Source organism: Acidobacteriota bacterium (assembly GCA_040752915.1).
In the GTDB taxonomy this organism is placed as follows: Bacteria; Acidobacteriota; UBA4820; order UBA4820; family DSQY01; genus JBFLVU01.
Genome location: JBFMHB010000055.1, coordinates 1 through 19,353 on the forward strand (window position 1 = coordinate 1; position 19,353 = coordinate 19,353).

Sequence of the window (19,353 nt, forward strand, 5' to 3'; positions counted from 1 at the left end):
AGGAGGCCATCGCCTCCCGCATCAAGATCCTGGCCAAACTGGACATCGCGGAGAAGCGCCTCCCCCAGGACGGGCGCATCAAGATGCGGATGAAGATCGACAACAAGAGCAAGGAGATCGACTACCGCGTCTCCACGGTGCCCACCCTGTACGGCGAGAAGATCGTCATGCGGCTTCTCGACAAGGAGGGCCTCAAACTCGACATGACCCAACTCGGGTTCGAGGAGGAGAGCCTCAAGAAGTTCGAGCGGGCCATCCTTAAACCCTACGGGATGGTGCTGGTCACGGGCCCCACCGGGTCGGGAAAGACCAACACCCTCTATTCCGCGGTGGGCCGCCTGAACACGCCCGAGACCAACATCATGACCGCCGAGGACCCCGTGGAGTTCAACATCCAGGGGTGCAACCAGGTGCAGATGAAGGAAGGCATCGGGCTCAACTTCGCCTCGGCCCTGAGGGCCTTCCTCCGGCAGGACCCCAACGTGATTCTGGTGGGGGAGATCCGAGATTTCGAGACGGCCGAGATCGGGGTCAAGGCCGCCCTCACCGGGCACATGGTCCTCTCCACCCTCCACACCAACGACGCGCCCTCCACCATCAGCCGGCTCATGAACATGGGCATCGAGCCCTTCCTGGTGGCCACCTCCGTGCACCTCATCCAGGCCCAGCGCCTCATCCGGCGCATCTGCCGGGATTGCAAGGAGGAGGTGCAGTTGCCCCGGAAGGCCCTCCTGGACCTCGGCTACACGGAGGAGGAGGCGGAGACCACGAAGGTGTTCAAGGGGCGCGGCTGCCCCACTTGCAACAACAGCGGCTATAAGGGCCGCACCGCCCTCATGGAAGTCATGGAGATGAGCGACCAGCTCCGCGAGATGGTCCTCATGGGGGCGAACGCCGTGGAGCTCAAACGGCAAGCCCTCGAGGAGGGCATGATCACGTTGCGGCGGTCCGGCCTCATCAAGATCTCGAAGGGAATCACGACCATCGACGAGGTGGTCCGGGAAACCGTCTTGTAGCGGAGGACGCCCATGAGCGTGTCCATCCACCAGCTCCTGAAATTCCTCGTGGAGAACGGGGGCTCGGACCTCCACGTGACCGTAAACTCGCCGCCCCAGGTTCGCATCCACGGAAAGCTGCAGCCCATCGAGGGCATCAAGCCGCTCAGCGCCGCCGAGACCAAACAGCTCTGCTACTCCATCCTCACGGACCAGCAGAAGCACAAGTTCGAGGAGAACCTGGAGCTGGACCTCTCCTTCGGGATCAAGGGCCTCAGCCGCTTCCGCGGCAACATTTTCAGCCAGCGGGGGGCGGTGGCCGGCGCCTTCCGGACCATCCCCTACGAAATCCGCGGCTTTCAGGAGCTCGGCCTCCCCTCCGTGGTCGAGCGGATGGCGGAGAAGCCGAGGGGGCTTATCCTGGTGACGGGACCCACGGGCTCGGGCAAGTCCACCACCCTCGCCGCCATGATCGACAAGGTCAACCGCGAGCGGCACGAGCACATCGTCACCATCGAGGACCCGGTGGAGTACCTCCACCCGCACAAGTCCTGCGTGGTGAACCAGCGCGAAATCGGGGCCGACACCTACTCCTTCAAGAACGCGCTCAAGAGCATCCTCCGCCAGGACCCCGACGTGGTCCTGATCGGCGAGATGCGGGACCTGGAGACCATCGAGGCGGCCCTGAGGATCGCCGAAACCGGGCACCTGACCTTCGCCACCCTCCACACCAACTCGACGGTGGAGACCATCAACCGCATCGTGGACGTCTTCCCGAGCCACCAGCAGTCCCAGGTCCGCACCCAGCTCTCCTTCGTCCTCCAGGGGATCCTGTGCCAGTCCCTCCTGCCCACGCGAGACGGGAAGGGCCGGTGCCTCTCGGTGGAGATCATGGTGCCCAACGCGGCCATCCGGAACCTCATCCGGGAGGACAAGATCCACCAGATCTACTCCATCATGCAGACCGGCCAGACCGGCAGCGGGATGCAGACCTTCAACCAGTCCCTCGCGGACCTCTACCTGCGGGGGAAGCTCGACCTGGAAACCGCCATGTCCAGGTCGTCCATGCCCGACGAACTGCAGGAGCTCATCAACCGGAACATGACGCTTCAGAGCCGCCGCGTGGGCCCTTCCGGCCCCGTGGTTCCTCCGAGGGGGGCCGTCCCGGGCCGTTAGGTCCGGCCTCGTGAAGGGAGGGTGGCACCATGCCCCAATTCGAGTGGAAAGGGCGCAAGCGGACCGGCGAGACGGTCGAAGGCGTCATGGCGGCGGACAGCAAGGAGGGTGTCATCGCCGCCCTGCGCCGCCAGCAAGTCATCGCCACCCGCGTGAAGGAGAAGGGCAAGGAGCTGGCCCTTCCCAAGTTCGGCGGAGGGGTCAAGACCAAGGAACTGGCCATCTTCACCAGGCAGTTCTCGGTCATGATCGACGCCGGCCTGCCGGTGGTCCAGTGCCTGGAAATACTCGGGCAGCAGCAGCAAAACCGGGCCTTTCAGCGGGTCCTCTTCGAGATCCGCGAGGACGTGGAGGCGGGCTCTTCCCTGAACGAGGCCTTCAAGAAGCACCCCAAGGTCTTCGACAACCTCTACTGCAACCTCGTGGCAGCCGGTGAGGCGGGCGGTATTCTCGACACGATCCTCCAGCGGCTCTCGGTCTATATCGAGAAAGCCGTCAAGCTGAAGGCCGCCGTCAAGTCGGCCCTCATCTATCCGACGGTGGTCGTGACGGTGGCCGTCCTGGTGGTCATCGTGATCATGTGGAAGGTGGTTCCCACCTTCGCGAGCCTCTTCGAGGGCCTGGGGGCGAAGCTGCCCCTGCCCACGCGGATCGTGATCGCCATCAGCCACTTCCTCGGGCGCTGGGCCTGGCTCATTTTCCTCATGCTCGTGGCCGTCTTCGTGGCCATCCGGCTCTACTACAAGACGCCGGGCGGGCGGTACGTCATCGACAAGATTCTTCTCAAGCTCCCCGTCTTCGGCATCGTGCTGAAGAAAATCGCCGTGGCGCGCTTTTGCCGCACCCTGGCCACCCTCGTCTCCTCGGGCGTTCCCATCTTGGAGGGGCTGGACATCACGGCCAAGACCTCCGGCAACGCCATCGTGGAAGAGGCCATCATGAAGACGCGAAAGGCCGTCGAGGAGGGGAAGACGCTCACCCAACCGCTGGAGGAGTCCAAGCTCTTCCCGGGGATGGTCACCCAGATGATCGGCGTGGGCGAGAGCACGGGCGCCCTGGACGCCATGCTCTCGAAGATCGCGGACTTTTACGAGGACGAGGTGGACGAGGCGGTGACGAACCTCATGTCCCTGCTGGAGCCCATCATCATCGTCTTCCTGGGCGTGACCATCGGCGGGATCGTCATCGCCATGTACATGCCCCTCTTCACCCTCATCCAGCAGATCCAGTGAGGATGGAGACAGGGAATCCGGGAAGCGGAGAATCCGGGAAAACGATCGAGGGCGCCGGGCGGCGCCCTCGCTTTTTCCCTGCCCCCTGAGGGCGGGGAGGCATCGAGGGTCCCGGGATGGAGCCCCTAGAGCACCAAGCCGTCCGGCTGATGGTGTACCGGATGGTCGTGGTCTTCACCTTCTTCCTCAGCGCCCTCGCGGTGCAGGCCTTCGTGGGCGGCGAGTCCTTTCTGCGGCCCTTCTACTACCTCATCGCCTTCATCCTCGCCCTGAACCTTCTCCACCTGGTCCTCTTCCTCACCGCGCGCACGCTCCGCGCCAGGCCCCTTTTCCTGTATCTCCAGATCTTGGGCGATATCCTCGGCGTGACCCTGCTGTGCTTCCTCACCGGCGGGTTCGCCAGCCTCTTCACCTTCCTGTACCAGGTCCTCATCGTCGTGGGCGGGTACCTTCTCAAGCGGAGGGGTGCCTTCGTGGTGGCTTCCCTCGACGCCCTGTTGTTCGGGCTCCTCTGCGTCTCCCTCCTTTACGGGTGGATCGATCCTTCCAGACTGGGCGCCGAGTTCCCCTTCGACCCCCCCACGGCGGAGTCCGCCTTCCACGCCCTGGTGGCCCACTACGTGGGCTTCTACCTCGTGGCCGCCCTGATGGGGCTGGTGTCGGGACGCTTCGAGACCGCGCGCCGCGCCCTGGGCGAAGCCGAGATGGACCTTCGTCGGGCGAGGATGTTCACCGAACAGCTCGTTTCCTCCCTGGCCTGGGGTGTGATCACCACGGACGCGGGGGGAACGGTCACCTTCTCCAACCCGGCCGGCATGCGCCTGCTCGGAGAGACCCTTCCCGCCGGCTGGATCCTGGCCGACCGCCTCCGGGCCATGGGATACGAAGGGCCTTCCCCGTTCCCGGAAGAGGGGGCCGGCGAGCGGGAGGTGGAGATCGCGCTTCCCGAAGGACGCCATCTGGGTCTCGTCGTGGCGCACCTCCGGTCGGGCGCCTCCCCGGTGGGGTACCTCGTTCTCGTGAGGGACCAGACGGAGGTCGTGGGGCTCCGGGAGGAGCTGGCCCTGAAAGACAGGCTTCTGGCGGTGGGCACCATGGCGGCGGACATCGCCCACGAGATCAAGAACCCCTTGGGGAGCATCTCGGGAGCCGCCCAGATGCTGGCCAAGCGCTACGCGGCGGGGACCCAGGAGGGGGACCTCTTCAAGATCATCGAGGAGGAGAGCCGCCGCCTCTCGGAGATCCTGAACAACTTCATGCGCTACGTGAAGCCGCCGCCCCTTCAGAAGGTGTCCCTGGACCTCCGCTCCCTGGCCTCCGACGTGGTCACCCTCTTCAAGAGCGACCCCGAGTGCGCCCGGTCCCTGACGGTGGAGGCGGACCTTCCCGAGGGGCCCGTGCCCGTGATGGGCGACCCGGACCGCCTCCGCCAGGCCCTCTGGAACCTCCTCCAGAACGCCCGCAAGGCCGTGCCCGGCAAGGGCCGCATCCGCGTCGCCTTAACCCTCGAGGGTCTGAACGCTATACTGGATGTGGAGGACGACGGAGTGGGGATGCGCCAGGACGAGATCCAGTCCTACTTCCATCCGTTCCGCCACGGCTTCCGGAAGGGCCTGGGCCTGGGCCTCACGGTGGTTCACCAGGTGGCCCAGGAACACGACGGCCGGGTCGTCATCCGCAGCGTCTACGGAAGCGGCACCCAGTGCCGTCTCATCCTCCCCGCGGAGCCCCCCCATGCCTGAGCGCATTCTCGTCGTGGACGACGAAGCCTCCATGCGGAAGATGCTCGAGATCCTCTTCCGCGAGGAGGGCTACGGGGTGGTCACGGCGGCGAGCGCCGAGGAGGCCCTTCGGGCCTTGGCCCACTCGCCCTTCGAACTGGTCCTCTCGGACATCCGCATGCCGGGGCTCTCGGGGCTCGAACTCCTCAAGCGGATCCGCCAGGAGGAGGCCCCCACCGAGGTCATCCTCATGACGGCCTACTCGAGCACCGAATCGGCCATCGAGGCCCTCCGGCTCGGCGCCTTCGATTACATCACCAAGCCCTTCCAGGTGGAGGAACTCAGCAACATCGTCCGCCACGCCTTCGAGAAGCGGCGCCTGGCGGAAGAAAACGTCCTCCTGCGGGAGGAGCTGGCCCGGAAGGAACAGTTCGGGGGCCTCGTGGCGGCGAACTCCCGGATGAAGGCGGTCTTCGCCCTCATCGAAAGGGTGGCCCCGACCCCCAGCACGATTCTGATCCGGGGGGAGAGCGGCACCGGAAAGGAACTCGTGGCGAGGACCTTGCACCAGCGCTCCCCCCGTGCGCGGCGGCCTTTTGTCCCCGTGAACTGCGGCGGGATCCCCGAAACCCTCCTCGAGAGCGAACTCTTCGGTCACGTGAAGGGCGCCTTCACCGGAGCCCACGCTTCCAAGAAGGGACTCTTCGACACCGCCCAGGGAGGAACCCTCTTCCTGGACGAAATCGCCGAGATGTCCCCGGCCATGCAGGTCAAGCTCCTTCGGGCCCTCCAGGAGCGGACCGTCCGTCCCGTGGGAGGCGAGGAGGAGCACCCGACGGACGTCCGGGTCGTGGCGGCCACCAACCAGGACATCCCCCGGCTCATCCAGGAGAAGCGCTTTCGCGAGGACCTCTATTACCGCATCAACGTCATCACGGTCTCGCTCCCGCCCCTGAGGGAGCGGCGGGAGGACATCCCCCTCCTGGCGCGCCATTTCCTCGAAAAGTACGCCCGCCTCATGGGCCGGGAGGTTCCCTCCCTGAGCGCCGAGGCCCTAAGGCGGATGGAGTCCTACCCCTGGCCCGGGAACGTCCGGGAACTCGAGAATTGCATGGAGAGGGCCATGGCCCTGTGCGATGGGGACCAGATCGACCTCCGCCACCTGCCCGACCCCCTCCTGGGAGCCCGCCCCCTGCCCGATCTCGCCGGAGTCCAGATTCCCGAAGAGGGCTTCTCGCTGACGGATACCCTGGAGGGGATCCGCGCGGCCTACTTGAAGCGGGCCCTGGACCTCGAGGGCGGAATCATGACCCGGGCCGCGGCCCGGCTCGGCATCACCTTCCGATCCATGCGGTACTTCGTGAAGAAATACGGACTGCAGGCCAGGGAGGCGTGAGGAGAGGATTTCGAATTTCGGATTTCGAATTTGGGGTTCTTGGATTTCGAGGCGCGAATCCCGCAATGGACGCTCGGGGAATCCGGAGCGGGGGATCGAAGGGAGTTTCCGAGGGATGAAGAACGAAACGGCGCCCGCGCCCGAATTGAGCCTCCTGATCCCCCTCTTCAACGAGGAGGGAAACCTGGAGCCCCTCCTCGACCGCATCGAATCGGTCATGGAGGGCCTGAACAAGACCTACGAGGTGGTGCTGGTGGACGACGGGTCCACGGACGCCACGCCCAGGCTCCTCGAAAAGGCCGCGCGGGAAAGGAAGGGATTGCGGGTCGTCTTCTTCCGGCGTAACTCGGGGCAGACCGCGGCCCTCGCGGCGGCCATCGAGCACGCGCGCGCCGCCACCCTCATCCCCCTGGACGGAGACCTACAGAACGACCCCGGCGACATCCCCCGCCTCCTCGCCAAACTGGACGAGGGCTACGATGTGGCCAGCGGATGGCGGCGCCATCGCCAGGACCCCTTCCTCACGCGCATCCTGCCCTCCAAGCTGGCCAACCGGATCATCTCCCTCATTTCGGGCGTCCACCTCCACGATTACGGGTGCACGCTCAAGGCCTACCGGCGGGAGGTCCTCCAGCCCACCCACCTCATCGGGGAGATGCACCGCTTCATCCCCGTCCTGGCCTCCTGGCAGGGGGCGAGGGTGGCCGAGGTGGAGGTGGCCCACCACCCCAGGGCAACGGGAAAGAGCAAGTACGGCCTGGGCCGCACCCTCAAGGTCATCCTCGACCTCCTGACCATCAAGTTCATGGGTTCCTTCCTGACCAAGCCCATCTACGCCTTCGGGGGCACCGGCTTCGCCCTCCTCTTCCTGTCCGGCCTCCTCTTCCTCTTCACCCTCTGGGAGAAGATCGCGGCGGACGTGTGGGTTCACCGGAACCCGGTCTTCCTCATCGCCATCTTCTCCGCCCTCGTGGGCCTCCAACTCGTCATGATGGGGCTTCTGGGGGAACTGCTCATCCGCATCTACTTCGCCAGCCTGAAGAGCACCCCGTACGTGATCTCCCGGGTGCTGGAGTCGCCATGTGCGGAATCGCCGGGTTCCTCGGACCGGGACGCGCCGACCGCGACCTCCTGAAGTGCATGACGGAGACCCTGGCCCACCGGGGGCCCGACGGGGAGGGGTACTTCCTCGAGGGCGGTGCGGGGCTGGGCCACCGCCGGCTGGCCATCCTCGACCTCGAAACGGGCGCCCAGCCGCTGTTCAACGAGGGCCGCTCGGTGGCCGTGGTCTACAACGGGGAGATCTACAATTACCTGGCCCTGAGGGAGGACCTCGAGTCCAGAGGCCACCGCTTCTCCACCCGATCCGACACGGAGGTCCTCGTCCACCTTTACGAGGAGGAGGGGCCCCGCTTCGCCTCGCGTTTGAACGGGATCTTCGCCTTCGCGCTCTACGACCGCGCGAAGCGCGGGCTCCTTCTCTGCCGCGATCCCCTGGGCGTCAAACCCCTGTACTATGCCCGCTCGGAGGACGGACTCCTCTTCGGATCCGAGGTCAAGGCCCTGGAGGCCCATCCCGCCTGCCCGGGCGGGCTTGACATGGAGGCCCTTTCGCTCTACCTGACCCTGGAGTACGTGCCCGCGCCGCTTTCCATCCTCCGCGGGGTTCGAAAGCTCCTCCCCGGCTGGCTCCTCTGGGCGGACGAGCGCGGCGTTCGCACGGAACCCTACTGGGAATGGAAGATCCCCCCGCCCCCCACCGATTTCGACGAGGCCGTCGCCCGCGTGCGGGATGCGGTCCTGCGGAGCGTGAAGGGACAACTCATCTCCGATGTCCCGCTGGGCGTCTTCCTCAGCGGCGGGGTGGACTCCAGCATCGTGACGGCGGCCATGGCGGCCGCCGGAGGGCGCGTCGAGTCCTTCTCCATCGGCTTTGAAGACCCGTCCTTCGACGAGAGCGCCCACGCCCGGCGCGTGGCCGACCACCTCGGATGCTCCCACCACGAGCACCTCTTCTCGGAGAGGGAGCTCCTCGACGAAGTCCCCCGGGTCCTCGGCCGCCAGGACGAGCCCCTCGCTGACCCCTCCCTCTTTCCTACGGCCCTCCTCTCGCGCTTCGCCCGGGAGCGCGTGACGGTGGCCCTGGGCGGAGACGGCGGAGACGAACTTTTCGCCGGGTATCCCACCTACTGGGTCCACCGGGGCCACCGCGCCTACCGGACCGTCCCCCGGTTCCTCCGGACGGCGGTCCTTCACGCCGCGGACCGGGTCCTTCCGGTTTCCCACGCCAACCTCACCTTCCCCTACAAGCTCAGGAAGTTCCGCGACGGGGCCGAGCACCCCATGCCCCTGAGGCACCACCTCTGGATGGGCGCGTGGACGCCGGAGGGCCTGGAGCGCCTGCTCGGTGCACCCGTCGTGCACTCCTTGGAAGCGTGGTCCTGGATCCCCGCGCCGCCCGCGTCCGACCCGGCCACTTCGAGCCAGTGGCTGGACCTCCACACGTACCTTCTTGAGGACATCCTGGCCAAGGTGGACCGGGCGAGCATGATGGCCTCCCTCGAGGCCCGCGTGCCCCTCCTGGACCCTGACGTGGTCCGCCTGGCCTTTTCCCTGCCGCCCGCCTGGAAACTGAAGGGCACCCGCGGAAAGGTGGCCCTCCGGGCCGCCTTCGATGGGGACTTCCCCACCGGCCACTTCGACCGCCCCAAGAAGGGTTTCGGAATCCCCATGGCCCGCTGGCTCACGGGGCCGCTGAAGCCGCTGGCCGAGGAACTGCTCTCGGAGAACATCCTGGGCTCGGCGCCCTTCCTCGTGGCGGCCGAGGCGCGGCGCCTGTGGAACGAGCACCTCGCCCGGCGCGCGGACCACAGGAAGCCGCTCTGGACCCTCCTCTGCTTCCTCCACTGGTGGAACGGCCGCGGGAGGCCCTTGTGACGGGCGGCGGGAAGCCCAACGGACCGGGCGGACCTTCCGGCCAGGGCCTTGGACGCGCCTTTGTGCTTGGAGCCGCCCTCCTCCTCGGTCTCTTGCTAGGATGGGTCTTCTTTTCTCGCTTCACCCCCCTCGGGCCCCTCCTCCTCCGTCACGGGACCGCCCTTCTGGGCGCGGCGGCGGTTCTTCTGGCCGCCTTCGGGGCGGGAGAGGCCTCCGTGGCCACAGCCAGGCGGGTTTTCGCCTGGGCCGGGCTCCCGCGCGGGGAGGCCCCGGACCTCTCGTTCGTGGATTGCCTGCTCATCGGGGTGCCCTCTTACGGCCTGATTCTCGCCCTGGTGGCCCTATCTCCCCTCCCGCTCGGGCCCTCGGCCGCCGTGTTCACCCTGGTCGCCGACGCCGCCGTGCTTCTCGCGCGCGGTCCCTTTCTCCTCCGAGGACTCTCCAAGCTCGGCGAGAGGGTCCGAAGCTTGACGCCCCTTTGGATTCTCCTGTTCGGCCCCCCCCTCCTCCTGGCCCTCTCCGCCGCCCTCGCCCCCGTCAACTCCCCGGACGAACTCGTCTACAAGCTCGCGGTTCCGAAGGCGTACCTCCTGGCGGGGGGGATGGTGGAGATGCCCCTCAACTCGAACAGCTACTTCCCGGCCGCCCTGGGGATGGCGGACCTCGCCGCTCTGGTCCTCGCGGGGGGATCGGCGGCCAAGGTCGTCCACGCGGCCCTGTTTCTCCTCTCCCTTCGGGTGCTCGCCCGGCTGGCCGATCGGGTGCGCCCCGGAGCCGGGACTCCGGCGGCCGTCGCGGCGGCCTGGACGCCGGCCCTCCTCCTCCCGGCAGGGTGGTGCTGGGCCGAATGGCCCCTCATCGGCCTCCTGCTCCTCGCCGTGGAGGCCGGGTGCCGAAGACACGACGAGCCGACCTCCACGGACGCATCCACTTTCGCCCTGGCGCTGGGCGCGGCCCTGTCCGTGAAGTACACGGCCCTTCCCTGGGCGCTGGCCCTGGTTCCCGTCCTCCTCTGGAACCTCCGCCGATTCCGAAGGCCCTGGCCGGCGGCGGCCGTGTGCGCCGCCGCCGTCTTCTTCTGGGGCTCTTTCTACTACCTGCGAAACCTCATTTGGACCGGCTCGCCCGTGGCCCCCTTTCTCCTGCCCGACGCGCCCGCCGTGGCGAACTACCGCTCGGCCTTCGGAGGCCTTGGCGAACTTTTGCGAGGCTGGGACATTTTCCACCCCGGCATCGTCGACGACTCCCTGGGCGCCGCCCTCCCACTTCTCGTCCTTCTCTCGCCCCTTGCGCTGTGGAGGGGCGGCCGCATCCGCCTGGCCCTTTTCTGGGTGGGTGCCTCCCAGCTGGCCTTCTACCTCGCGATGGCCCCCAGCTCCCGGCTCATGGCCCCGGCCCTGCTCCCCCTGGCGCTCCTGGGGGCCGCGGTTCTTTCGGAGGCGTGGAGGGGCGCGGGCGTGTTCCTTCGAACGGCGGGAGCGGCCCTCGCCGGCCTCCTCCTCCTCGGCCAGGGCGTGCTTTCCGCCTACGTCCTGGGCTCCTCCTACGAGCCCCTGAACGTCCTGGTGGGCGCTGAAAGCCCCCTGGACTACCTGCACCGGACGCGGAACTTCATGGCCCCCTACGATTGGATCAACGCGAACCTGCCTCCCGGGGGGAGGGTGCTCCTCCTGGGGGAGAACCGGCCTTTTTACCTGGAGAGGCCCTGGTCGGCGGCGGGGAATCTGGATGGACCCAGGGTGGCGGCCTACCTCGGCGGGTTCCGCGACGGGGATTCTCTTTACCGGGGCCTGCGCTCGGAGGGGATCACCCACGTCCTGGTCCACAAGTCTCGCGTCCGCCTGGAAGGCCAGCCGGGACCCGACCCCACCATGATCGAAAGGGAGTACCTGCTCCTCCTGCCGAAAGCCGCCGCCCAGGCGCTCGGCGAGTGTCTCACGCGACGCGCCAAGGTGGCCTACGAGGACGGCGCCTACGCGGTCTACGCCCTGGAGGGTTTGGCCCCATGACCGGCGGACCGAGTAAGGGGGAGAGATGATCGCGGGAGGGTCCCCGAGGTCCCGGCCGTTGCTTCTCCAGAGGGTGCTCCCTCCCCTCCCTCCCTTGGAGGGATCCCGAGGGCGAGAGTACGTCCTTCTGGCGGCCGTTCTCGTCATGGCCGCGGTGGCCTGCTACCAGCCCCTGTGGGACCCCGACACCTTCTGGCACCTTGCGGTGGGCCGCGAGATCTGGGAGACGGGGCGCCTCGTCCACACCGAGACCTTCTCCTTCACCGCCTACGGCACCGAATGGGAGGACACGGAGTGGGCCTTCCACGCCCTCGCGTACCCCCTCTGGAAGGCCCTGGGGGACCGGGGCCTCAGCCTTCTCACGGCTCTCTTCGGCGCCTTGGTCCTCCTCCTCGTGTACCGGACCGTCCGCCTCCAGGGGGGTAACGCCGCCCACTTCGCCCTGTATCTCCTTCCCATGATGCTGGCGTACCAGGGCCGGATCCGGTTCCGGCCGGACCTCTTCTCTCTCCTGTTCATGGCCCTTCTCGTGGAGGCCCTCCTGCGCTGGCGCCCCGCTCCCCCCGAGGCGGGCCGATTCTGGATCACGGCGACGGCCCTCATCTGGGCCTGGACCCAGTTCCACGGAGGGTGGGCGTACGGAATGGCCCTTCTGGGCGCCCGGCTTGCCGGGGAGGTCTTCGACGCCGCGCGGGAGCGCACCCTCACGTGGAGGTACTTCGGCGGTCTCGCCTGGACGGGGCTGGCCCCCACCCTGGCCCTTTTCCTGAATCCATACACCTGGCGCATCCCCTGGTTCCCCATCAAGTCCCTCATCGGGTTCGCCGACGAAACCCTGGTCCAGATCCAGGAGTGGGGCCGAACGCCCTTCAAGGGCTACGGGGCGCTCTTTCTCCTGGCGTGCCTCCTGGTCCTCGGTTCGCTCCTGGCCCGGTGGCGGGAGGCGAGGTGGTCCGTCGTCCTCCCCGCCGCCTCCCAGGTCTTTCTCGGATGGTACTGGGCCCGCTACGCCGCCTTCACGGTGATCGCGCTGGCCCCCTGGGGAGCCGGCGGCCTGAGGCGCCTTCTCCGCAGGCCGGCCCTGGAGCGGTGGGCCTGGTCGGCGGCCTTCGCCTCGGTCCTGTGCGCGGCGGTCTTTTTCGCGGGGGCCATGCCCTCGGAGTGGAACCTCTCGGAGAAGTACCCGGTCCAGGAAGTGAAGTTCCTCAACCAGCACGGCGTCACCGGCAACCTGTTCAACGAGTACGTGGCGGGTGGCTACCTGGACTGGGCCATCGCCCCCCGGTGCCGGATCTTCATGGACGGCCGCTACTACCCCTTCGCCGCGGATCTCCAAGCCTACTGGAAGGCCCACAACACCCTCGCCGGGTACCGGGATTTCCTGGCCCGGTACCCCTTCGAGGTGATCCTCTACCCGCACCCCGGCTTCCTGCTGAAGGAGCGGGCGGGCGTGCGGGGCAGCCCTTTGCGGGGCCCCACGGCCCTTCTTTTCCCTCAAGAGGAGTGGGCCCTCGTGCACTTCGGAAACTACGGGATGGTCCTCTTGAAACGGATCCCCCGCTTCGAGGCTCTGATCGCCCGCTTCGAGTACCGCGTGCTACGGCCCGACGATCTCCCGCACCTGATGCGGGAGGCGAAACGGGGAGAGCTGGACCCCGAAGCCCTTCGGGCCGACATCCTCCGGAAAATCGCGGAGGACCCCTACTTCCGCCGCCGGGACGTGTTGGACAAGGCCCTGGCGGAGCTGGAGGGGCAGAAATGAGCCGGCCGCGCGAGCCCTTGCTCCTGGGGGCCCTGCTCCTTCTCGCCTCCTTCCTGATCCTGGAGACGGCCCTCTCGGCCGGCTACTACCCGGTCCAGGCCGACGAGACGACGCTGGCCTGGGCCGCCAAGCAGGTCTCCCTCGGTCGCGTGCCCTACGCCGACTTCTTCACCATCCTTCCCCCCCTCACCCTCTACGGCCTCGGCGCCTTCTTCAAGGTCGCGGGCGCATCCCTCGGCGCCCTCCGCCTCCTCACCCTGGCCTGGATCCTCCTCATCGCCCTCACCCAGTACGGACTCCTCCTGCGGGCCGCCATGCCGCCGCGCTGGGCTTTCCTCGGAGCCCTCTCCTTCCCCTCTGTGTTCTTCCCCTTCTGGCCCCTCCCGAGCCACCACTGGTTCGCCCTGGGGTTCGGGCTCCTGGCCCTCTTCCTTTGCCGAGAGGGCGATGTGTCCCGGCGCCGGGCGGCGGTCGCGGGCGCCCTCTGCGGGCTCTCGGGCCTTTGCCTGCAAACCGACGGCGCGCTTTTCTCGGCCGTTCTTTCCCTCAGACTCCTGACCTCCGGGGCTCCCGGGCGGGACCGGGCGAGGTCCCTCGCCGCCGCCCTGGGAGGCATCGCCCTGCCCCTCGGTCTCTTCGGGGGGCTCCTCGCCCTGTCGGGCGCCCTGCGGTGGGCCTGGTTCGACCTGGTGCAGTGGCCCGCCCGCTTTTACAAACAGCCCGGCGGCTTCAACGACATCAATCCCTTCGAGTTCATGGAACGGACCGTGCGCCACGCCGTTCCCGAGGCGTGGACCCCCTCCGCCGCCGCCCCCCTGCTGACGCTGGCCGTGGCCATGGCCTTTCCCCTCCTGGCTCTGATCTGGCCGGCCCTCGCCCCCGGGTGGAGATTGGGCTCCCTGACGCGCCGCTGGGCCCACACCTCGGCGGCCCTGGCCCTCACCTTCGTCCTTTTCCTCAAGGGCCGTCCGGACTGGACCCACCTCGTCTTCCTCAGCCCGATCCTCTTCCTGTTCGTGGCCGCCGCCGTGGACTGGAAGGAAGAGCGCCTGCGCCCCCTCCTCCTCCAGATCTGGCTGGGCGCCGTCCTCGCCGTGGGGCTTCTGCGGTGGCCCCTCGCGTGGGTCTCCGCCCCGCCCAACGCCCTGGACGTATGGGCCGTGGACGGCATGCTCAAGAAATACAGCGTTCCCGCCCTCGTGGACGCGCTCCCCGGCGTCCGCGACGGGAACCTGCCGGTCCTGTACCTCGCTCGGGACGGGAGTACGCTCTACTTCTACTGGGCGCCCGTCCCTCCGCCCATGGATTGGGTGCTCCCCCCGTCGGCGCGGTACAATTCCCAGTGGGAGTACGAGGTGCTGGCCGCCTTCGCGCGGGAGCAGCGGGTCCGCTACATCGTCCTGAGGCGCGAGGAGGCGGCTTCCTTCCGTGAGGAGCCCTCTCCCCTCGCGACCCTTCTGAACGAGGAGTACCGCTTCCTGAGCGACACCCCCTACGGCGTGATCCTCGAAAGGAACGATCATGGCCCTTCCGCCCCCTGAAACGCTCTGCTGCCCCGATTGCGGACCGCCCGCGCCCCTCCAAGCCGGCGACGCGCCCGAGGAGATCCTCTGCGCCGCATGCGGGCGCCGCTTTCCCCTCCTCAAGGGGGTTCTCGACCTGGCCCCCAAGGAAACGGCCCTGGAGACCCGGGAGACCGTGGACCAGTTCGGCGCCTCGTGGACCTCCCACGAATATCTGGCCCCCTATCAGGAGCGGCAGTTTCTGGACTGGATCGCCCCCCTCGACGCCGGCGCCTTTCGGGACAAGACGGTCCTGGAGGCCGGTTGCGGGAAGGGGCGCCATTCCTTTCACCTGGCGGGATACGGCGTTCGGCGCCTGTTCGCCCTGGACCTCTCGGAGGCCGTCTTTCTCGCCGCCGAGTACACCAAGGCCTTTCCGACGGTTTCCTGCCTGCGGGGGGACATCCATCGCCTCCCGCTTCCCGACGCCTCCGTGGACGTGGTGGTCTGCCTGGGCGTCCTCCACCATCTGAGGGACCCCGAAGCGGGCCTGCGCGAGCTCTGGCGGGTTCTTCGTCCCGGGGGAACGCTTTGCCTCTGGGTGTACGCCCGGGAGGGAAACGGCTGGATCGTCCACCTCGTGGACCCGATCCGAAAGGGCGTCACCTCCCGGATCCCCACCAAGGTCCTGAGGCCCCTCCTGCTCCCCCTCACGGCCGTGCTCTACGGGACCCTCAAACTCCTGTACGGCCCGGCCACGGGGCGGGGCGCGCGGACCCTTTCCTGGCTCCCCTACTCGGCCTATCTCGGCTACATCTCCCGCTTCCCCCTCCGGGAGGTGGAGCACATCGTCCTGGACCACCTTTGCCCCCCCATCGCCCTGTACCTGTCGCGTCCGACCCTGGACGGTTGGTTCGGCGCCCTGGCGGCCGAGGAGGTGCGGTTCCGCTGGCACAATCGGAACTCCTGGAACGTCCTGGCCCGGAAGGCGGCCACCTGATCGCGGGGCAAGGTGACAACGGCCGTCACCCCTCCCAGACAACGGCGGGCATCCAAGGGGGCTTGACACCTGGAAAATCAAGGACTATATGTTGGCATTACGATTGCAAACATGGAATGCCGGAAAGGAGGTGTCCATTGAAGAACCAGAAAGGTTTCACCCTCATCGAGCTGCTCATCGTCGTGGCCATCATCGGAATCATCGCCGCCATCGCCATCCCGAACCTGCTCTCGGCCATCCAGCGCGCCAAGCAGAAGAGGGCCATGGGTGAGGTCCGCTCCATCGCCACGGCGGCCCAGTCCTACGCGACCGACGCCCAGATCTATCCCATCGGCAACGGCGCCTTCGCCGTCGTCGCCAATGCCACGGGCGGCGTCAACGCCGACCTCGCTCCCGACTACATCAAAGTCATCCCCACCCCGGACCCCTGGAACAAGACCTACGAGTACGCCGCTCCCGCCACCGGCGTGGACTTCGGCGTGCGCTCCCTCGGCAAGGACACGACCGAGGACGGCTCGGCCTGGACCACCGTCATCAACCTGTCCGTGCTGAACACGAACTGCTTCGAGAACGACATCGTCTGGGTCAACGACGCATTCGTCATGAAGCCCGAAGGCAAGCAGAAGAAGTGCGACTGATCCTGGACACAATTTCCTTCCGCGAAAGGCCCCCGGCAACGGGGGCCTTTTGCTGTCCGGGAGGGGAAGGGGGCGCCCCTTCCCGTCCAGCGCTCGGGTGGGCAAAGCCCTCCGCGCCCAGTGAAAACGCAAGCCGGGCCGCGGCTTTGCCCCTGCTGTCCACCCAGCCCCACCTCGATGCCGCTTTCGCGCCGCGCCCTGCAAATCGTGGCTCGGGCCGCCTTCTCAGACGGGGTGGGATCGAGTGGGAGTCCGTTTCCAGGCCGCAAGGGTCGGGACCCGATCAGTCTCGCTTTGGCCGGTACACGACGGCGCCGGCCACCGCTCCCTCCCGGACATACCGGGTCCGAAGGAGGCGGCCCACGGCCGAAGACGGATCGAGGTAATCCTTCTCCATCTCCTGGGTCAAGAGGACCATGGCGCAGTCGGCCTTCTCCATCTCCTGGGCCGCCCGCTCGTGGTCCGACGCGTCGTGGTAACCCTCCGAAAGGGGCGTGAAGAAGGTGAAGCGCACCGCCGCGGGGAAGGTGTACAGGTACACCTCCCCCCCTTCGGGAAAGGCGGCGATTCGGTCTCCGGGGCGCAGGTTCGCCTCGGATCGAAGCCAGCGATTCACGGGGCTCTCCCGTATGGGCCGGTCGGCGTCCTTCAGCTCCCACGCCTCCACCCGGTGGTACCAGACCCAACGCCCTTGAAAGACCGCGCCCGACAGGAGGGCGAGGGCCGCCCACCCGACCACGATCCGGCGGTTCCAGGCCTCTCCCTCGCCCGCTCGGCCCGCCGCCAGGAGCCAGACCCCTCCGAGAAGGGGCAGGAGGTAGATCATCCGAAGCCAGTCCGGGCGCCCCTTCAGGTACAGTCCGAAGGCCAGGAAGGTCGCCAGACAGGCCGCCAGGGCCATGGGCGCGGGCGCCCGCCTGTGGCGAAGGGTCTTCCAGAGAACGAGCCCGGCCGAGGCGAGGAGCACCCCCGCCGCCCCAAGGAGCAGGAGGTAGAAGAGGGTTCCCGAGACCGCCACGAAGGGGCCCGGAAGCCCGCTCCGGGGATCGAGCCCCGAGGTCCACATGGACTCCAGACGAATCGGAAGGTCCTCCAGGAGTAGGCGGGCGTTGTCGCTCCCGGGCCGGCTGTAGTTCCGGGCCGGCCAAAGAACGACGTCACGGACGAAGTCCATCCCCGCCCCATGGAGGGCGAGCGGGCCGAGGGTCAGGGCGATGGGGGGAAGGAGCCCCAGCCCGAAGGCGGCCAGCCGCTGCGAACGGTGCGCCTCCCCATCCTCCAGGAGCAGGAGAACCCCTCCCGCGGCGCAGAGGTACACGGCCTCGGTCTGGAGAATGCACCCCGCGAACCCCGACGCCAGCCCGAGAAGGACGGCCCGCCCGAGTCCCGTCCCGGGCTTCTTTCCCGCCGCGGCCAACAGGAATCCAAAGCAGAAGAGGTGAACCAGCCAGTGGTGGGACGCGATGGGCCAGAAGGGGTAGAGACCCACGGGGTAAAGGAGGGCTAGGAGGAGGGCTTGAGGCAAGCTCCAGCCCGCCCTCCGGAGGGCCGCCGCCAAGAGCGAGGCATTCAGGAGCACCAGCACCAGGGAGGCGTAACGAGCGGCGGTGATGGAGGCGCCTCCGAAGACCTCGAAGACCCAACGGAGGGCGTGGAAGGTCCCCGGCGGGATGAAATTGAAGAAGTCCCGGTAGGGGACCTGCCCATCGAGAACCCTCTGGGCGTCGTAGACGATGATGTACTCGTCCCATTTGGGCGGCGTGACCACGGGACTCACCAGGGGCAGGAGGAAGGCGAGGGCCAGCAGTAGCGCGCCCCCGGCCAGGAGGACGCCCTTGAGCCAAAGCCGTCCGATCCGGATTTCGGATAATACGTCAAAAACGCGTAGAATCCTCATCCTTCAAATCTCCCGTCGCGGGCCCTTCGCCCGATCCATCCAGACCAGGGCGAGGACCGTACCCAGGGACACCAGGACGCCCAAGAAGAAGAAACCGGGGCGATAGCGGAATTCCACTGTGTGCGCACCCTTTCCGGGAATCGCCACGGCCCGGAAGAGCCCGTCGGCGGCCCGAACCGGGGAGGGCTCCCCGTCCACCGTGGCCCGCCACCCGGGCCAGTAGAGGTCCCTCACCACCAGCCACCCGGATCGGGGCGCCTCCACGGTCCACCGCTGGGTGAGGGCCGTCTCCTTTTCGAGGCGGATCGGCGCCTCCTCCCTCACGGGAGGATCGCCCGATCGGAGCGCTTCGCCGGTCATGCCCTCGAGGAAGACGGTTCCCTCTGGCCGATCCGGTCTCCGGGCGGCGGCGAGGGCTTCCTCGGCGGAGGAGGCGGCGGCGGCCCTGTGGGCGAATCGGACCCGCCCGCCGCCGGGAATCGGCACGACGGACATCCCCGGTGCCGCTCCTTGGGTGGCCGGGTCCAGGCGAAGCACCGCCGCCACGCCCACCCATCGGGCCTTTTCGAAGTCCCACGATTCGAAGAGGTCCTGATGGGCCTCCCGGGGCCACTTCAGAGCCGCCAGGCGCCGGGGAACGAAGGGGTCGCAGAGGCGGACGTCCCGAACGCCGAAGGCCGAGCCGAGATTGGGAGGGAAGGACTTCCACTTCCCGAAGTGGGGAAGCCACACGCGTCCGAGGGAGGCCGCCTCTTGAACCACGCTCGAGGGACGGGGATCGGAACGGTTCCAGTACACGTCGAAGGCTTCGTGGTAGGAGAGCACCGGAGCCAGAAGCGCCGCGCCCACGAGGCCTGCTCGAACGGCGCCCGAGACCCAGGAGCGCGGAAGCGCGAGGAGGAGGAGCCCCGCCGCCCCGAGGACCAGAAAGGAGGCGCTCTGCGCCGGCGTGGGCCCCGCCAGGGGAACCCAGTGGCGCGCCTCGGCGAGGGCCGGGGAGGGCGGCGAGACGGCCAGGCCGAGGAGGAGCCAGACCGAGCCCGCCACCGCCGCGGCCCATCGAAGGCCCGGCCCTTCCTCGCGGCGCA

14 protein-coding genes are annotated in these 19,353 nt (G+C 67.9%); 12 read left to right on the plus strand and 2 right to left on the minus strand.

Going from position 1 to position 19,353, the window contains the following annotated elements; all coding sequences use genetic code 11:
- The 12 genes from AB1824_10170 to AB1824_10225 form a co-directional block, all read left to right on the plus strand.
- Window positions 1-1,016 (plus strand): ATPase, T2SS/T4P/T4SS family (locus AB1824_10170; GenBank protein MEW5765331.1); only part of this gene is annotated, 1,016 nt, incomplete at its 5' end.
- A 12-nt stretch (window positions 1,017-1,028) separates the two neighbouring features.
- Window positions 1,029-2,171: a type IV pilus twitching motility protein PilT gene (locus AB1824_10175; protein MEW5765332.1), complete on the plus strand. Its 1,143-nt coding sequence runs from the start codon at window positions 1,029-1,031 to the stop codon at window positions 2,169-2,171.
- A 29-nt stretch (window positions 2,172-2,200) separates the two neighbouring features.
- Window positions 2,201-3,403 (plus strand): type II secretion system F family protein, encoded by a 1,203-nt coding sequence (locus AB1824_10180; protein MEW5765333.1) that lies wholly within the window; start codon window positions 2,201-2,203, stop codon window positions 3,401-3,403.
- Window positions 3,404-3,519: 116 nt separating this feature from the next.
- Entirely contained in the window at window positions 3,520-5,145 is a 1,626-nt protein-coding gene (locus AB1824_10185) for an ATP-binding protein (protein ID MEW5765334.1), read from the plus strand.
- A complete protein-coding gene (locus AB1824_10190) occupies window positions 5,138-6,520 on the plus strand; it encodes a sigma-54 dependent transcriptional regulator (protein MEW5765335.1) in 1,383 nt (460 codons plus the stop codon). Before AB1824_10185 ends, AB1824_10190 begins: the two co-directional genes overlap by 8 nt.
- Window positions 6,521-6,635: 115 nt before the next feature.
- The gene (locus AB1824_10195) at window positions 6,636-7,655 is read left to right on the plus strand and encodes a glycosyltransferase family 2 protein (protein ID MEW5765336.1); all 1,020 of its coding nucleotides are present in this window, start codon (window positions 6,636-6,638) and stop codon (window positions 7,653-7,655) included.
- The gene (gene asnB, locus AB1824_10200) at window positions 7,601-9,457 is read left to right on the plus strand and encodes an asparagine synthase (glutamine-hydrolyzing) (protein MEW5765337.1); all 1,857 of its coding nucleotides are present in this window, start codon (window positions 7,601-7,603) and stop codon (window positions 9,455-9,457) included. The genes AB1824_10195 and asnB overlap by 55 nt, the downstream gene beginning before the upstream one ends.
- Window positions 9,454-11,466, plus strand: a complete 2,013-nt coding sequence (locus tag AB1824_10205; GenBank protein ID MEW5765338.1) for a hypothetical protein — start codon at window positions 9,454-9,456, stop codon at window positions 11,464-11,466. Before asnB ends, AB1824_10205 begins: the two co-directional genes overlap by 4 nt.
- Window positions 11,467-11,491: 25 nt before the next feature.
- Window positions 11,492-13,228, plus strand: coding sequence for a hypothetical protein (locus tag AB1824_10210; protein ID MEW5765339.1), 1,737 nt, complete (start codon window positions 11,492-11,494; stop codon window positions 13,226-13,228).
- Window positions 13,225-14,769, plus strand: a complete 1,545-nt coding sequence (locus tag AB1824_10215; GenBank protein ID MEW5765340.1) for a hypothetical protein — start codon at window positions 13,225-13,227, stop codon at window positions 14,767-14,769. Before AB1824_10210 ends, AB1824_10215 begins: the two co-directional genes overlap by 4 nt.
- Complete coding sequence (locus tag AB1824_10220; GenBank protein MEW5765341.1) at window positions 14,750-15,730, plus strand: class I SAM-dependent methyltransferase; 981 nt, start codon at window positions 14,750-14,752, stop codon at window positions 15,728-15,730. Before AB1824_10215 ends, AB1824_10220 begins: the two co-directional genes overlap by 20 nt.
- A gap of 137 nt (window positions 15,731-15,867) precedes the next feature.
- Entirely contained in the window at window positions 15,868-16,368 is a 501-nt protein-coding gene (locus tag AB1824_10225) for a type II secretion system protein GspG (GenBank protein MEW5765342.1), read from the plus strand.
- A gap of 283 nt (window positions 16,369-16,651) precedes the next feature.
- On the opposite strand, the gene AB1824_10230 is transcribed toward AB1824_10225, so the two are convergent.
- Window positions 16,652-18,265 carry a hypothetical protein gene (locus tag AB1824_10230; protein MEW5765343.1) on the minus strand — a complete coding sequence of 538 codons (1,614 nt, stop codon included), beginning with the start codon at window positions 18,263-18,265 and terminating at the stop codon, window positions 16,652-16,654.
- A gap of 3 nt (window positions 18,266-18,268) precedes the next feature.
- Window positions 18,269-19,353: YfhO family protein (locus AB1824_10235; GenBank protein ID MEW5765344.1), on the minus strand; the 1,085-nt coding region annotated here is incomplete at its 5' end.

Bases quoted from the DNA above. Each gene is read 5' to 3' on its own strand.
- AB1824_10175 (MEW5765332.1), top strand. From the start codon at position 1,029: ATGAGCGTGTCCATCCACCAGCTCCTGAAATTCCTCGTGGAGAACGGG.
- AB1824_10180 (MEW5765333.1), top strand. From the start codon at position 2,201: ATGCCCCAATTCGAGTGGAAAGGGCGCAAGCGGACCGGCGAGACGGTC.
- AB1824_10185 (MEW5765334.1), top strand. From the start codon at position 3,520: ATGGAGCCCCTAGAGCACCAAGCCGTCCGGCTGATGGTGTACCGGATG.
- AB1824_10190 (MEW5765335.1), top strand. From the start codon at position 5,138: ATGCCTGAGCGCATTCTCGTCGTGGACGACGAAGCCTCCATGCGGAAG.
- AB1824_10195 (MEW5765336.1), top strand. From the start codon at position 6,636: ATGAAGAACGAAACGGCGCCCGCGCCCGAATTGAGCCTCCTGATCCCC.
- asnB (MEW5765337.1), top strand. From the start codon at position 7,601: ATGTGCGGAATCGCCGGGTTCCTCGGACCGGGACGCGCCGACCGCGAC.
- AB1824_10210 (MEW5765339.1), top strand. From the start codon at position 11,492: ATGATCGCGGGAGGGTCCCCGAGGTCCCGGCCGTTGCTTCTCCAGAGG.
- AB1824_10215 (MEW5765340.1), top strand. From the start codon at position 13,225: ATGAGCCGGCCGCGCGAGCCCTTGCTCCTGGGGGCCCTGCTCCTTCTC.
- AB1824_10220 (MEW5765341.1), top strand. From the start codon at position 14,750: ATGGCCCTTCCGCCCCCTGAAACGCTCTGCTGCCCCGATTGCGGACCG.
- AB1824_10230 (MEW5765343.1), bottom strand. From the start codon at position 18,265: ATGAGGATTCTACGCGTTTTTGACGTATTATCCGAAATCCGGATCGGA.